Origin of the sequence: Coralliovum pocilloporae, from assembly GCF_030845175.1 — a bacterium.
Lineage (GTDB): Bacteria > Pseudomonadota > Alphaproteobacteria > Rhizobiales > Cohaesibacteraceae > Coralliovum > Coralliovum pocilloporae.
In genome coordinates this window covers 830981-843801 of record NZ_CP132542.1, presented here as the reverse complement: position 1 = coordinate 843801, position 12821 = coordinate 830981, and the positions used below count along the sequence as shown (strand labels likewise).

13 protein-coding genes are annotated in these 12821 nt (G+C 56.2%); 3 read left to right on the top strand and 10 right to left on the bottom strand.

Going from position 1 to position 12821, the window contains the following annotated elements; genetic code table 11:
* Nucleotide 1: 1 nt before the first annotated feature.
* The 4 genes from RA157_RS03990 to efp all read right to left on the bottom strand — a co-directional run bounded on the left by RA157_RS03990 (nucleotide 2) and on the right by efp (nucleotide 3599).
* Nucleotides 2-1033, bottom strand: coding sequence for a peptidoglycan -binding protein (locus RA157_RS03990; RefSeq protein ID WP_350335184.1), 1032 nt, complete (start codon nucleotides 1031-1033; stop codon nucleotides 2-4).
* 6 nt (nucleotides 1034-1039) lie between these two features.
* Nucleotides 1040-2053: a flagellar motor protein MotA gene (locus RA157_RS03985; RefSeq protein ID WP_350335183.1), complete on the bottom strand. Its 1014-nt coding sequence runs from the start codon at nucleotides 2051-2053 to the stop codon at nucleotides 1040-1042.
* 91 nt (nucleotides 2054-2144) lie between these two features.
* Nucleotides 2145-2951: an inositol monophosphatase family protein gene (locus tag RA157_RS03980; RefSeq protein WP_350335182.1), complete on the bottom strand. Its 807-nt coding sequence runs from the start codon at nucleotides 2949-2951 to the stop codon at nucleotides 2145-2147.
* Nucleotides 2952-3035: 84 nt separating this feature from the next.
* Complete coding sequence (gene efp / locus RA157_RS03975) at nucleotides 3036-3599, bottom strand: elongation factor P (RefSeq protein WP_350335181.1); 564 nt, start codon at nucleotides 3597-3599, stop codon at nucleotides 3036-3038.
* 339 nt (nucleotides 3600-3938) lie between these two features.
* Here efp and RA157_RS03970 point away from each other — a divergent pair, with 339 nt between their 5' ends.
* Nucleotides 3939-4535, top strand: a complete 597-nt coding sequence (locus RA157_RS03970; protein WP_350335180.1) for a rhodanese-like domain-containing protein — start codon at nucleotides 3939-3941, stop codon at nucleotides 4533-4535.
* A gap of 29 nt (nucleotides 4536-4564) precedes the next feature.
* Here RA157_RS03970 and RA157_RS03965 read toward each other — a convergent pair whose 3' ends face one another.
* From RA157_RS03965 to tkt, 6 genes are all read right to left on the bottom strand, one after another.
* Nucleotides 4565-5545 (bottom strand): tetratricopeptide repeat protein, encoded by a 981-nt coding sequence (locus RA157_RS03965; RefSeq protein ID WP_350335179.1) that lies wholly within the window; start codon nucleotides 5543-5545, stop codon nucleotides 4565-4567.
* Nucleotides 5542-6204, bottom strand: coding sequence for a thiamine phosphate synthase (locus tag RA157_RS03960; RefSeq protein ID WP_350335178.1), 663 nt, complete (start codon nucleotides 6202-6204; stop codon nucleotides 5542-5544). The genes RA157_RS03965 and RA157_RS03960 overlap by 4 nt, the downstream gene beginning before the upstream one ends.
* A gap of 157 nt (nucleotides 6205-6361) precedes the next feature.
* A complete protein-coding gene (locus RA157_RS03955) occupies nucleotides 6362-7390 on the bottom strand; it encodes a class I fructose-bisphosphate aldolase (protein WP_350335177.1) in 1029 nt (342 codons plus the stop codon).
* A gap of 75 nt (nucleotides 7391-7465) precedes the next feature.
* Entirely contained in the window at nucleotides 7466-8665 is a 1200-nt protein-coding gene (locus RA157_RS03950; RefSeq protein ID WP_350335176.1) for a phosphoglycerate kinase, read from the bottom strand.
* Nucleotides 8666-8683: 18 nt separating this feature from the next.
* Nucleotides 8684-9691: a type I glyceraldehyde-3-phosphate dehydrogenase gene (gene gap, locus RA157_RS03945; RefSeq protein ID WP_350335175.1), complete on the bottom strand. Its 1008-nt coding sequence runs from the start codon at nucleotides 9689-9691 to the stop codon at nucleotides 8684-8686.
* Nucleotides 9692-9768: 77 nt separating this feature from the next.
* Nucleotides 9769-11766, bottom strand: a complete 1998-nt coding sequence (gene tkt / locus RA157_RS03940; RefSeq protein WP_350335174.1) for a transketolase — start codon at nucleotides 11764-11766, stop codon at nucleotides 9769-9771.
* 365 nt (nucleotides 11767-12131) lie between these two features.
* On the opposite strand from tkt, the gene RA157_RS03935 reads away from it, so the two are divergent.
* Nucleotides 12132-12413 (top strand): DUF4164 domain-containing protein, encoded by a 282-nt coding sequence (locus tag RA157_RS03935; RefSeq protein WP_350335173.1) that lies wholly within the window; start codon nucleotides 12132-12134, stop codon nucleotides 12411-12413.
* A 9-nt stretch (nucleotides 12414-12422) separates the two neighbouring features.
* On the top strand, nucleotides 12423-12797 hold the full coding sequence (locus RA157_RS03930; RefSeq protein WP_350335172.1) for a cell division protein ZapA: 375 nt from the start codon (nucleotides 12423-12425) through the stop codon (nucleotides 12795-12797).
* Nucleotides 12798-12821: the final 24 nt, after the last annotated feature.

Genomic DNA, 12821 nt, shown 5'->3' with positions numbered 1-12821 from the left:
ATCATCGTTCGGTCAGCTTCAGCTCGATACGTCTGTTTTTCGCGTAAGCCTCATCTGTTTCACCCTCTTCGAGAGGCTGAAATTCCCCGAACCCGGCAGCGACCAGCCGTTTGGGGGATACGCCCCCGTCAATCAGATAACGGACCACAGAAATGGCGCGTGCTGCGGACAGTTCCCAGTTGTTGCGGAAGCGCCCCGTACCGGATAGCGGGCGTGCGTCGGTGTGGCCATCAATTCTGAGCACCCAGTTGATTTCATCAGGGATAACCTGCTCCAGCTCAACAATCGCGGAGGCGAGGGCATCCAACTCCTTGCGGCCCTCATCATTGACCTGCTCCGAGCCGGAACCAAACAGGACTTCCGACTGGAAGATGAAACGGTCACCGACGACGCGAATATCCGAACGCTGGCTGAGAATTTCCCGCAGGCGACCAAAGAAGTCCGACCGATAGCGTGTCAGTTCCTGAACCCGCTGGGCCAGAGCCACATTCAGCCGTTTGCCAAGATCGGCAATCTTGGCCTGACTTTCCCTGTCACGGTTTTCAGATGCATCAAGTGCGTCTTCCAGTGCAGCAATCTGGCGGCGCAGGGCTGAAATCTGCTGGTTCAGAATTTCGACCTGGGAGAGGGCGCGTTTTGAAACCTGTTTTTCTTCGTCAAGCTGGGTATTCAGGGCACCAATCTGTGCGTCGGCTGAACCAGACGTCTGCTGCTGCGTATCCAGCAGACCCTGCAGGCGCGCCTGGCTGGCTTCCGCGTTGCGCAGATTGGCTTCGAGCAGATTGACGGTGCCCTGAAGTTCGCGCTTGTTGGCGCGTTCAAGGGCGAGAAGTTCTGTCAGTTCGGCAATCTGGCTGTTGAGCCGGTTGAGTACCGTATCACGCCCGCTGATTTCCTGGCTGAGAAAGAACTGGGCCAGCATGAAAACGGAAAGAAGGAAGATGATGACAAGCAGCAGCGTAGCCATGGCATCCACGAAACCGGGCCAGTAGTCCATTCGCTGTTCGCGACGTCGTGCGCGACCAAGTGCCATCAGAGATTATCCCTCTTTGTTGGGATTGTCAGAGGGTTTGTGACTGGTCAGAAGCTGGAGCAAACGCCGGATATCCTCCTGTTGTTCGCCCTGTTTTTCCACCCAGGTCCGGATCATCTGCTGCTCGTTTCGCATGTGCTGGACGAGACCCTGGATCCCTTCGGCCAGATTGGCCATGGCGGCTGTGGTCGTGCGTGCGTTACCGCCATTGTCGAGTGAGTGGGACAGCCTGTCGAGGGCCGCCTGTAGTCTGTCTTCTATATCCTCTGCCTGCTCGGCTGCAATGCCGGCAAAGGCTTCCGGATGAAGGTCGGTGAGAGACGACAGCCAGTCTTCGAGATCGGTATAGAAACGATTCTGTGCGGCGCCGGCCTGCAGATCAAGGAAACCGAGAACCAGAGATCCGGCAAGACCGAAAAGGGATGAGGCAAAGGCGATACCCATTCCGGACAAGGGCGCTTCAAGGCCGGTCTTCAGGTCTTCAAAAATGACCCCGGCATCGCCGCTTCCCACATCCAGAGACTGGATTGTATTGCCCACAGCGCCAATGGTCTGCAGCAGGCCCCAGAAGGTGCCGAGCAGGCCAAGGAAAACCAGCAGACCGGTAAGGTAGCGGGATATATCCCGAGCCTCATCAAGGCGGGTGCCGATGGAATCAAGGATCGACCGCATGGTCGTCGGTGACATGGCCATCTGGCTCTGACGATCTCTCAGCATGGTTGCCATCGGTGCCAGCAATGTGGGATGGGCTTCCATGCTGATGCCCTCATCGCTCACCCTGTAGCCATTGACCCAGCGGACTTCGGGAAACAGCAGAATGACCTGACGAAAAGCCAGTATGACACCAAAGAACAGCACGGCGAGGATGACGCCGTTCAGAAACACATTGGCGTTGAAGGCATCCAGCACCTGGCGGTAGAGAATGAAGGGCACAAAGGCCGCAATAATCAGAAAAATGACCATGCGCCACAGATAGATCTGTGGGCTCGACAGCTTGTACGGGTCCAGTTCATCCGCCATGGGTCGGTGGGCTCCAATCGCGTCACGTTAATCTAGTGATAAACTGATTTGTGACGAAAAAGAACCACCCCTGGCCCATAAAGCGATCCTCTCAGGATCTGGGCGGTGTTTTGGCTCTTTTCAGCAGAGCAACGAGGTTGCGGTGCATGGTTTCGTTGCCAGCCACAATGGAGCCGCTCTCAAAGATCTTGTCGCGATTGTTGACGTCAGAAACAAACCCGCCGGCTTCCTTGATGAGCAGAATTCCAGCGGCCATATCCCAGGCGTTGAGATCACGTTCCCAGAAGGCATCGAAGCGTCCGGCCGCCACCCAGGCCAGGTCAAGGGATGCTGCACCAAAGCGGCGGATACCGGAGACTTCACTCATCACATGTTTGAGTTCGCGCAGGGCCAGACTGTGCTGACCCCTGCCAAGATGAGGGATACCTGTTGCAATGACGCTGTCATGCAGGTCAACGCGACCGGACACACGCATCCTGCGGTCATTCATGAAAGCACCGGAGCCTCGTTCTGCAGTATAGAGGTCATCGGTTGCCGGGTTGAAGATGACGGCGGCATCAAGACGCCCCTGGCGCTCAACGGCAACGGAAATGGCAAAGGCAGGAATGCCGTGGAGGAAGTTTGTTGTTCCGTCCAGCGGGTCAATGATCCAACGGCAGGTCGGATCCTCACCGATGATCTCTCCGCCTTCTTCCATCAGAAAGCCGTATGTGGGACGGGCCTTGCTCAGTTCCTCATAGAGGATCTTTTCAGACTTCTTATCGGCTGCGGAGACGAAATCGCCCGGGCCTTTCCGGGATACCAGAAGGCTTTCCGCTTCGGCAAAGTCCCGCTTGAGGCTGCGACCGGCCTTCATAACGGCGTTGACCATTACATTCATGATTGCCGAGTAGGCCATGGATTTCGTCCTGCTTTATTCAATCGTAATCCGGCGGAGATCATTCTGCCGCCGGATTGAGGTCAATGTTTGTTTCAGAGCGTCTTAGTCGGCGCGGCGCACATAGGTGATTTCGTTGGTGTCGACCACAATTCTTTCACCTGTCGTGACAAATGGGGGCACCATGCAGCGAACACCGTTTTCAAGCGTTGCCGGCTTGTATGAAGATGACTGGGTCTGGCCCTTGATGGTCGGCTCGGTTTCTGTCACTTCCAGTGTAACCTGGTCCGGCAGGGAAATGCCGATCGGGCGACCTTCGTGGCTTTCCACAGTGACTGTCATGCCATCCTGAAGGAAGGCGGCGCGGTCACCGACAAATTCCTTCTGCAGTTCCAGCTGCTCATAGCTTTCCATATCCATGAAAACCAGATCCTCGCCCTGCTCATAGAGGAACTGATAGTCCTTCTGTTCGAGGCGAACACGTTCAACTGTTTCAGAAGCGCGGAACCGCTCATTCAGTTTCCGACCGTCAATCAGGTTCTTCAGCTCGACCTGGGCGAAGGCACCGCCCTTACCTGGCTTGACGCTCTGAACCTTGACAGCAGCCCAGATGGTGTCCTGATGCTGAATGACGTTGCCTGGGCGAATTTCGTTACCATTGATTTTCATAAGAGCTTATCCGACTGGAATCATGAATGTGAGCGAAGGCATGCTGCAGAAATCAGCGCAAAGGCCCGGTTCGCGGATCATCTGGGTGATGCACCACAAATGGCGGAGGAATTCAAGAAAAAAACCAAAGTGGATATGGGTCTTCTGCTGTGATCGAGTTTTGACCTCAGAGCATGTTGTGGTGAATGGGATTCGCGCAACATGCTCCATACTTCTGCGGGAGTGCGTTGGTTTTCGCCAAACCGGTTCCAATTTTGACCCTAGGGCAAATGGATAGATTGTGGTGCTGGCTGTGGCTCGCTAGGTTGTTGCGATAGGTCTGAAATAAGAGGTCCTCGGATGTCTGTTACTCGTGTTGCGCTTGTCATGGTTCTTTGGATGTTTGGTGTTGCGCCGGTGCTGGCGGAAGGCCTCTCCAGCAGCGTGGATGCTGCGTTTCTCGCAAAGCACAAACAGACATCTTTGGGGCTCTATCTGACACCGCAGGATGCTTTTGAAGCCCTCCAGGTTGATGATGGCATCATCTTCCTTGATGTTCGTGATCCGGTTGAAATCAGTTTTGTCGGCCATGCGGCAGGTGTCGATGGAATTGTGCCACTCCGTACAATGACACATCAGCCGACCGGGAATGGTCGCGGTTACCGGATGCTGGCCAATCGGCATTTTGTTGCGGATGTGGGCCGGGTCATGATGCGAGAAGGTAAGTCCAAGGATGATCCGGTGATGATCATCTGCCGGTCGGGTGCCCGTTCCGCGGTTGGTGCCAATATGCTGGCAAAGGCCGGCTATACCAATGTCTGGAATATTGTTGAGGGGTTCGAAGGGGATCGTAATCGGCTGACCCGCCAGCGCACGGTCAATGGCTGGCGTAATGCCGGACTGCCATGGACATACGATCTGGACAAGAGGATTATCTGGACACCATCCAGCGAATAATTCCGGATCGTGATAGCTCGAGATATGGCCTAGCGACCTGACAGGATGCGGGCCCGCTCAGTCGCTCGTCTGCGTTCTCCGAGCGTGAGGCGGGTTACCATCAGATCAAGTTCATCATCTTTCAGGCCAGCGGCAGACGCCAGAAAATGCCAGGTGGCAGCACTGGTCAGATCCTGTTCGATGCCAAAACCGGTTGCGTATAGACGCGCTATGCGGTTCCGGGCGATAACATGCCCGCTTTGTGCAGCTGTTAGGAACCAGAGAGCAGCACGTTTTTGATCTGTGGCAATGCCGCGTCCCTGAAACAGGGCCGTGGCATATTCAACCTGGGCATCGATCTGGCCGGCTCTTGCGGCCTTCCCATACCAGAACGTGGCCAGACCATCGCTCTGCTTGAGCCCGATACCGTGATGGTAGAGCTGGGCGATACCATACTGGGCTTCTGGCTCCTCCAGATCGGCTGCCTTTTTCATCAGCCTGGCAGCCTCGGCTTCATCTTTCTTGACGCCGGTCCCGCTCAAATAAAGTCGTGCCAGATTGTAGAGTGCCGTTGGTTGTTCTGCTTCTGCGGACTTCTTCAGCCAGTGAACGCCTTTTTCGAGATTCTTCTCTGTGCCATCGCCGCGCAGGTAGATGAGAGCAAGGGCAATCTGGGCTTCCGGGTCGCCGGTATTGGACGCGATCTGATACCACTGGATGGCCTTGGTCTGATCGCGGGGGACCCCAAGGCCCTTGGAGTAGATTTCGCCTAGCAGTGTTTGTGCAGCCTGATCGCCTTTTCCGGCTTCAATGACGGCATGGGCAAAGGCGGTCAGATAAAAACCGCGCTGGAATGCGCCATAAGCGAGGTCCACGGTCTTCTTCGGCCTGGCCTGCTCGTCTGAGCCGGTTGTTTCGGTCTTTACGGTCTGTTTCGCCTCGCTTCCGGTATTGTTGTCTGCTGCCTGAACAAGGGTGCTGTTCAAACCTGTTGCAAGACCGAGAAGCAGGGCAAGGCAGAAGCGGATCATCTGCCCATCTCCAGCGGATGGCTGGCCAGATGTGACTGGATGATTTTCAGTGCGCTCTCAGGGCCGTCCGGATGGGACCAGACGGCTTCTCTTGCCGCAATGAACTCGACGCCTTCTGCTGCTAGGCGGTCTGTGTCTGCAAGGTCCAGTCCGATGAAGGCAACTGCTGGGATTTCAAACATCTGTGCCCACCAGACGGCAAGATCGAATGTCTTGTCGTGCAGGGTTTCATCGTCGGGCCGTTCCAGAAGGCCGAAAAAGACATAATCCGGATCGAGCTCGCCTGCAGTCATGGCCGTATGGCGGTCACGCAGGTTCCCGGCACCGACCATCTTCTGGGGTGCGAAACTGTCCAGAGCGTTTTCCAGATCCGCTTCGCCGGTTCCGGAATGAACACCATCCAGCCGGGCACGGCCTGCAATGCGACTGTCATCGGTACATTCAGGATCAAGATGCAGAATGGCCGCAACGCCATGCTTGTGACAGATGCCTGAAATCCGCTCGGAAATGGACTGGCGTCTGGAAGCGTCCCGTTCGTCCAGAGAAATCAGAACCGCCGCCACGCCACCTGTATCCAGCGTCTTGTCCAGCAAAGGGCAGAACACATCCGGATCAAGACTGGACGGGGTGATGAGATAAATACGGTTGATGTCTGACATGGGCGCGTTTCTTCAGTGTCAATCCGGTCGTTATTCCTGTCGGATCGTGATTGGGTGGTGCCATGAGAATAAGGCAAAAGAGGGATGCTGATTTCTCAGCATCCCTCTTTCAAGCTTTATCAGTCCCGACCTGAAGGTCAAGGCAGGTCGTTTGGCCTCAGGCCGCTTTTTCCTGCTCGGAGGACCACTTGCCAAGAGCGGCAAGGCCGTTCATGCGGGCGCGATGCGTGAAGGCTGCCTGAGCGGCGGCCACATTGGCATCCTGACCACCCCATGCTTTCAGGGCAGCAGCCTGAAGGGCACGACCATAAGAGAAGGTCAGGGCCCATGGCAGATTACCCATGGCATTCATCAGGGAAAGGTTCTGGGTTGCCTGCTCGTCGCTCTGTCCACCGGACAGGAAGGCAATGCCTGGAACTGCCGCCGGGACAGTTGACCGGAGACAGCGAATGGTCAGCTCGGCAACCTGTTCAGCGTCAGCCTGATCCGGGCAGTTTTTGCCAGCGATCACCATGTTCGGCTTCAGGATCATGCCTTCAAGCAGAACACCTGCATCATAGAGTTCACTGAAGACAGTGTTGAGAGCAGCTTCGGTGACTTCGTAGCAGTCTTCGATGTCGTGAGTGGCGTCCGGGCCGTCCATCAGCACTTCCGGCTCGACGATTGGCACGATACCTGCTTCCTGACACAAAGATGCATAGCGGGCCAGAGCCTGTGCATTGGCTTTCATTGCATAGGCAGACGGAGCATCTTCGTTGATGTCGATAACAGCGCGCCATTTGGCAAACCGTGCACCGAGATCGTGATACTCGGCCAGGCGCTCACGCAGGCCATCAAGACCTTCGGTGATTTTCTCGCCCGGGAAACCGGCCAGATCCTTGGCGCCCATGTCGACCTTGATGCCCGGAACCGCATTGGCGTTCTTGATCAGGTCAACGAGTGGTGTGCCGTCTCTGGCAGCCTGACGAAGGGTTTCGTCATAGAGGATGACACCGGAGATGTAGTTGTTCATGGCATCGTCGGCGCGGAATAGCATTTCACGATAATCGCGACGCTTGTCCTCGGTTGATTCCACATTGATGGAATCGAAACGCTTCTTGATGGTGCCGGTGCTTTCGTCAGCAGCCAGAATGCCCTGGCCTTCGGCGACCATGGCAGCGGCGATATCGTCCAAATATTCGCTCATAATTAAGTGCTCCATATTCCCGTTCTATGCAGAACAGCGATCAACTGGACCGCCCTTGCGCGATCCGTATTTCTATCAGTCAGCCTTCCTGAGAACGTCTACACCCGGAAGTGGCTTTCCTTCAAGCCATTCAAGGAATGCACCGCCTGCAGTAGAGACATAAGAGAAGTGGTCACCTGCGCCTGCATGATTAAGCGCGGCAACCGTATCACCACCGCCAGCAACCGTCAGAAGAGAACCGGCTGCGGTTCTTTCTGCTGCATGCTGTGCGGCTGCAACTGTTGCCCGATCAAATGGGGTGACTTCAAAGGCTCCAAGCGGGCCGTTCCAGACCAGTGTGGCAGCGGTGTCGATATGCGCCTTGACGCTATCCACTGACTGAGGCCCCACATCCAGGATCATACCGTCTTCAGAGACACTGTCTTTTGAAACCGTTTCGTTTTCGGCATTGGCAGCGAATTCTCTGGCGACCACCACGTCTTCCGGCAGGATGATGGTACATCCTGCATCAGCCGCTTTGGTCATGATCCGGCTGGCAGTATCTGCAAGGTCATGCTCACAGAGAGACTTGCCGACAGCAACACCCTGGGCCGCCAGGAAAGTGTTGGCCATGCCGCCACCGATGACAAGGCCATCGACTTTGGAAACCAAATTTTCCAGAAGGTCGATCTTACTTGATACCTTGGCTCCGCCAACAACGGCCAGAACCGGCCGTTTCGGTGTGCCGAGAGCGGATTCCAGCGCCTCGATCTCGGCCTGCATGGTCCGGCCAGCATAAGCGGGCAGGCGGCGGGCAAGGCCTTCTGTTGATGCATGTGCACGATGTGCTGCAGAAAACGCATCACTGACAAACAGATCGCCATTTGCGGCCAGGGCGTCAATGAAGGTTTCCTCGTTCTTCTCTTCACCGGCGTGGAAGCGGGTGTTTTCGAGAAGAAGAACATCGCCTTCTGACAAAGCAGCGACGGCCCCTTCAGCAACAGAGCCGATGCAGTCTGCTGCAAAGGTCACAGGCTTGCCCAATGCTTCAGACAAGGCTGGAACCACCGGTGCCAGAGACATCTCTGGATTGACCGAGCCCTTCGGACGTCCGAAATGGGCCAGGAGGATAACCCTGGCACCCTTGTCGGAGAGTTCCTTGAGTGTCGGGATGATCCGGTCAATACGGGTCGTATCGGTAACGTGCCCATCTTTCATGGGCACGTTAAGGTCGACGCGGACCAGCGTGCGCTTGCCCGCTACATCCGCGTCATCAAGGGTGCGAAATGCACTCATCGTCAAATCTGTTCCCGCTTACAGGAATTTGGCCATGGCAACCGCTGTATCGGACATGCGGTTGGAGAAGCCCCATTCATTGTCATACCAGGTCAGGATACGGACGAAACGGCCGCCCATAACTTTGGTCTGCTCGCTGGCAAACGAAGACGAATGCGGGTCGTGGTTGAAGTCAATGGAAACCAGCGGCTTGTCGGAATAGGCCAGAACGCCTTTCAGCTCACCTTCAGCAGCTTCCTTGATTGCCGCATTGATTTCTTCAGCAGTTGTTTCGCGACCAGCATCAAACTTCAGATCAACGACCGATACGTTGGCTGTCGGGACGCGGATGGATGAGCCATCCAGCTTGCCAGCCAGTTCCGGCAGAACCAGGCCAACAGCTTTCGCAGCACCGGTTGATGTCGGGATCATGGACATTGCAGCTGCACGTGCGCGGTACAGATCCTTGTGCATGGTGTCGAGGGTTGGCTGATCGCCTGTATAAGCGTGGATCGTGGTCATGAAACCACGCTCGATACCAACCAGCTTGTGCAGGACGTGAGCCACTGGGGACAGGCAGTTGGTGGTGCAGGATGCGTTTGAAACGACCAGATCGTCTGCAGTCAGGGTGTCATGGTTGACGCCGTAAACGATGGTCTTGTCGGCATTAGTCGCCGGAGCGGAAACCAGAACACGCTTGGCACCGGCTTCGATATGCGCCATTGCCTTGTCCTTGTCGGCAAAGATGCCGGTACATTCCATGGCAATATCAACACCTAGCTCGCCCCATGGCAGATCTTTCGGGTCACGAACAGCGGTTACCTTGATCGGGCCACGGCCAACGTCGATTGTATCGCCGTCAACCTTAACTTCTACCGGGAAGCGGCCATGGACGGAATCGTACTGCAGTAGGTGCGCGTTGGTGTCGACCGGGCCCAGATCATTGATGGCGACGACTTCGATGTCGGTGCGGTCGGATTCAATGATCGCGCGCAAGATGTTACGTCCGATACGGCCAAAGCCGTTAATGGCAACTTTCACAGCCATGGTTCAATCTCCGTGCTGTGCGCCGGATAGCGCAGTCAAAATGTCAAGAGGGCCACAATGGCCCTCTCGTTCCTCTGTTAGTCGGCCGCGCGCTCAAGGGCGTCGACAACCTGATTGGTAACGGCGTCTGCGGTAATGCCGAAATGCTCGTAAAGGGCCTTGTAAGGTCCGCTGGCACCAAAGCCGGACATGCCGACAAAGATGCCGTCAGATCCGATGAAGCGATCCCAACCCTGACGGATTGCTGCTTCAACAGCGACCTTGACCTTCGACTGACCGATGATCTCTGCCTTGTATTCGGCGCTCTGTGCTTCGAACAGCTCGAAACAGGGCACGGAAATGACACGGACGGAAATACCCTTTTCTTCAAGCTGGGCTTTCGCATCCATGGCGATTTCGACCTCGGAGCCTGATGCAAACAGGGAGACGTCTGCATGGCCGTTGGTGGATGCCAGAACATAGGCACCGCAACCGCACGGGTTTCTCTGGTCAAAAGAGGTCCGCAATGCCGGGAGATTCTGACGGGTCAGGGCAATAACGCTTGGCGCGTCTTTGGTCTCAAGGGCAAGCTGCCAGCATTCCGCGGTTTCAGTGACGTCCGCCGGGCGGAAGACATTGAGGTTCGGAATGGCGCGCAGGCTGGCCATATGTTCGACTGGCTGATGGGTCGGACCATCTTCGCCAAGACCGATGGAGTCGTGTGTCATCACATAGACAATGCGCTGTCCCATCAGGGCGGAGAGGCGGATGGCCGGGCGGGCATAGTCGGCAAACACCAGGAAGGTGCCGGAATAGGGAATGACGCCGCCATGCAGGGCCATGCCGTTCATCGCGGCTGCCATACCGTGCTCGCGAATGCCGTAATTGACAAAACGGCCGGTAAAGTCGTCAGCGGTGATGCCGCTCATACCGGCTGTCTTGGTGTTGTTGGAACCGGTCAGGTCGGCAGAGCCGCCGATGGTATCCTCAACAGCCTTGTTGATGACCTCAAGAGCCATCTGTGAGGCCTTGCGGGTTGCAACGGTCTGATGTTCTTCGGCCAGCTGACGCTTGTAATCGAGAATCGCGTCTTCAAAACCGGCTGGCAGATCGCCGCGCATACGACGGTCAAAATCAGTCCGGATATCAGCGTCCAGCGCATCATGGCGTTTCTGCCAGTCCTTATGCGCATGAGCTGCGTGCAGACCGGCAATGCGCCAGGCATCGGTTACATCGGACGGAATTTCAAAGGGTGCGTGCGGCCAGTCGAGCGCTGCACGGGTCCCTGCGATTTCGTCAGAGCCAAGCGGTGCGCCGTGAACGCCGGATGTGCCAGCCTTGTTTGGTGCGCCGTAACCGATTGTGGTTTTACAGGCGATCAGGGTCGGGCGATCGGATATCTTGGCGGCTTCAATGGCTGCGAAGAGATCTTCCGGATTGTGGCCGTCTACTTCACGGGTAGCCCAGCCGGAGGCACGGAAACGATCGAGCTGATTGGTGGAATCAGAGAGAGACACGGAACCATCAATGGTGATCTCGTTGTCATCCCAGAGAACAATCAGCTTTGACAGCTTGAGATGCCCTGCAAGGCCGATGGCTTCCTGGCTGATACCTTCCATCAGACAGCCATCGCCTGCGACGACATAGGTATGGTGGTCAACCAGGTCATCACCGAATTTGGCATTCATGATGCGCTCGGCCAGTGCCATACCGACAGCCGTTGCCACACCCTGACCCAGCGGGCCGGTGGTGGTCTCGATGCCAGCGCCGTGGCCGAACTCAGGATGGCCAGCGGTCCGGGCACCGATCTGGCGGAAGTTCTTCAGCTCATCGAGCGGGAAGTCTTCATAGCCGAGCAGGTGCAGAACTGAATAAAGCAGCATGGATCCGTGACCCGCTGAGAGCACAAAGCGGTCTCTGTCAGCCCAATGCGGATCGGTTGGATCGAATTTCATGCAGCGGGTAAAGAGAACCGTCGCAATGTCAGCGGCTCCCATCGGCATGCCGGGGTGGCCGGATTTTGCCGCTTCCACGGCGTCCATGGCAAGGGCGCGGATCGCGTTTGCCATCTTGGAGTGTTTTGCTAGATCTGTCATGAATTGCCAATAGCGCACTGTTGGTGCGCGCAGTCCGTTCAATCTGTGGAAATCTCTTGACCCTACCCACTTAGGCAGGCGCAAGACACATATCAGGCGCGGCGCACGAGTCAATGCGCTCATTGAGAAAACCGGGGTTCTTATCCAAATTTGGGGGCATTTTTTTTGCCCTTTTGGGTCGTCTCATGCGATTAAGGTGATGCGATTCCGTTGACGAAGCCGCGATCCGGCGCCTAATGTCAGTCACATAATAACCATAAAGTCTCTGATTCTCGTTTTGGGAAGCGACTCGACCGATTTGGTCGGGTGGAGGCAGGGAGCCCCAATCGTTATTGGGGGTACTAGAGCGGATTTTGAGGGGTACAATGGCAGGCGGCCATCGTTTGGAAGAGGCCCTTAACCGGCTGTCAACCGCCATCGATACTGTGGAAGCGGCGGTAGACAGGCGACTTGAGCAGGATCGCCTGACAGTTGGTCTGCGTGAACAGATGCAGCAGGTCGAGGAAGACCGTGCGCGTCTTGCCAATTCTCTTGATGTTCAGACGTCACGATCCGAGCGGCTGGAGGAAGCCAATCAGGAGGTTTCCCGCAGGCTTGTCGCAGCTATGGAATCGATCAGAAACGTTCTCGACAGGCATGGGGGATAGGCGGGGCTCATGTCTCAGATCAGTGTGCAGATAAACGGCAAATCCTACCGGATGGCCTGTGATGACGGCCAGGAAGACCATCTGGTTGGTCTGGCGCGGAAATTTGACGGCTATATTTCTCAGCTCAAAGAAGTGTTCGGAGAGATCGGCGACCAGCGTCTCACAGTGATGGCCGGAATCATGGTGACTGATGAGCTATCCGAGATGCAGCGCCAGATCAGTGGTCTGGAAGCGGAACTCTCCGCATTGCGAGATGCCCGGACTGCAGTCGTCGAGCGGTTCGAAGGCCACGAACAGCGTCTTGCAGACCGGGTGAATGATGCTGCAGAGCAACTGGAACGTCTGGGTAAGGCTCTGAATGCGACAAAGCGGGCTGATGCCTGATGATTTTTCTCAACAGGCATGAGT

Bases quoted from the DNA above. Each gene is read 5' to 3' on its own strand.
- RA157_RS03990 (WP_350335184.1), bottom strand. From the start codon at position 1,033: ATGGCACTTGGTCGCGCACGACGTCGCGAACAGCGAATGGACTACTGG.
- RA157_RS03985 (WP_350335183.1), bottom strand. From the start codon at position 2,053: ATGGCGGATGAACTGGACCCGTACAAGCTGTCGAGCCCACAGATCTAT.
- RA157_RS03980 (WP_350335182.1), bottom strand. From the start codon at position 2,951: ATGGCCTACTCGGCAATCATGAATGTAATGGTCAACGCCGTTATGAAG.
- efp (WP_350335181.1), bottom strand. From the start codon at position 3,599: ATGAAAATCAATGGTAACGAAATTCGCCCAGGCAACGTCATTCAGCAT.
- RA157_RS03970 (WP_350335180.1), top strand. From the start codon at position 3,939: ATGTCTGTTACTCGTGTTGCGCTTGTCATGGTTCTTTGGATGTTTGGT.
- RA157_RS03965 (WP_350335179.1), bottom strand. From the start codon at position 5,545: ATGATCCGCTTCTGCCTTGCCCTGCTTCTCGGTCTTGCAACAGGTTTG.
- RA157_RS03960 (WP_350335178.1), bottom strand. From the start codon at position 6,204: ATGTCAGACATCAACCGTATTTATCTCATCACCCCGTCCAGTCTTGAT.
- RA157_RS03955 (WP_350335177.1), bottom strand. From the start codon at position 7,390: ATGAGCGAATATTTGGACGATATCGCCGCTGCCATGGTCGCCGAAGGC.
- RA157_RS03950 (WP_350335176.1), bottom strand. From the start codon at position 8,665: ATGAGTGCATTTCGCACCCTTGATGACGCGGATGTAGCGGGCAAGCGC.
- gap (WP_350335175.1), bottom strand. From the start codon at position 9,691: ATGGCTGTGAAAGTTGCCATTAACGGCTTTGGCCGTATCGGACGTAAC.
- tkt (WP_350335174.1), bottom strand. From the start codon at position 11,766: ATGACAGATCTAGCAAAACACTCCAAGATGGCAAACGCGATCCGCGCC.
- RA157_RS03935 (WP_350335173.1), top strand. From the start codon at position 12,132: ATGGCAGGCGGCCATCGTTTGGAAGAGGCCCTTAACCGGCTGTCAACC.
- RA157_RS03930 (WP_350335172.1), top strand. From the start codon at position 12,423: ATGTCTCAGATCAGTGTGCAGATAAACGGCAAATCCTACCGGATGGCC.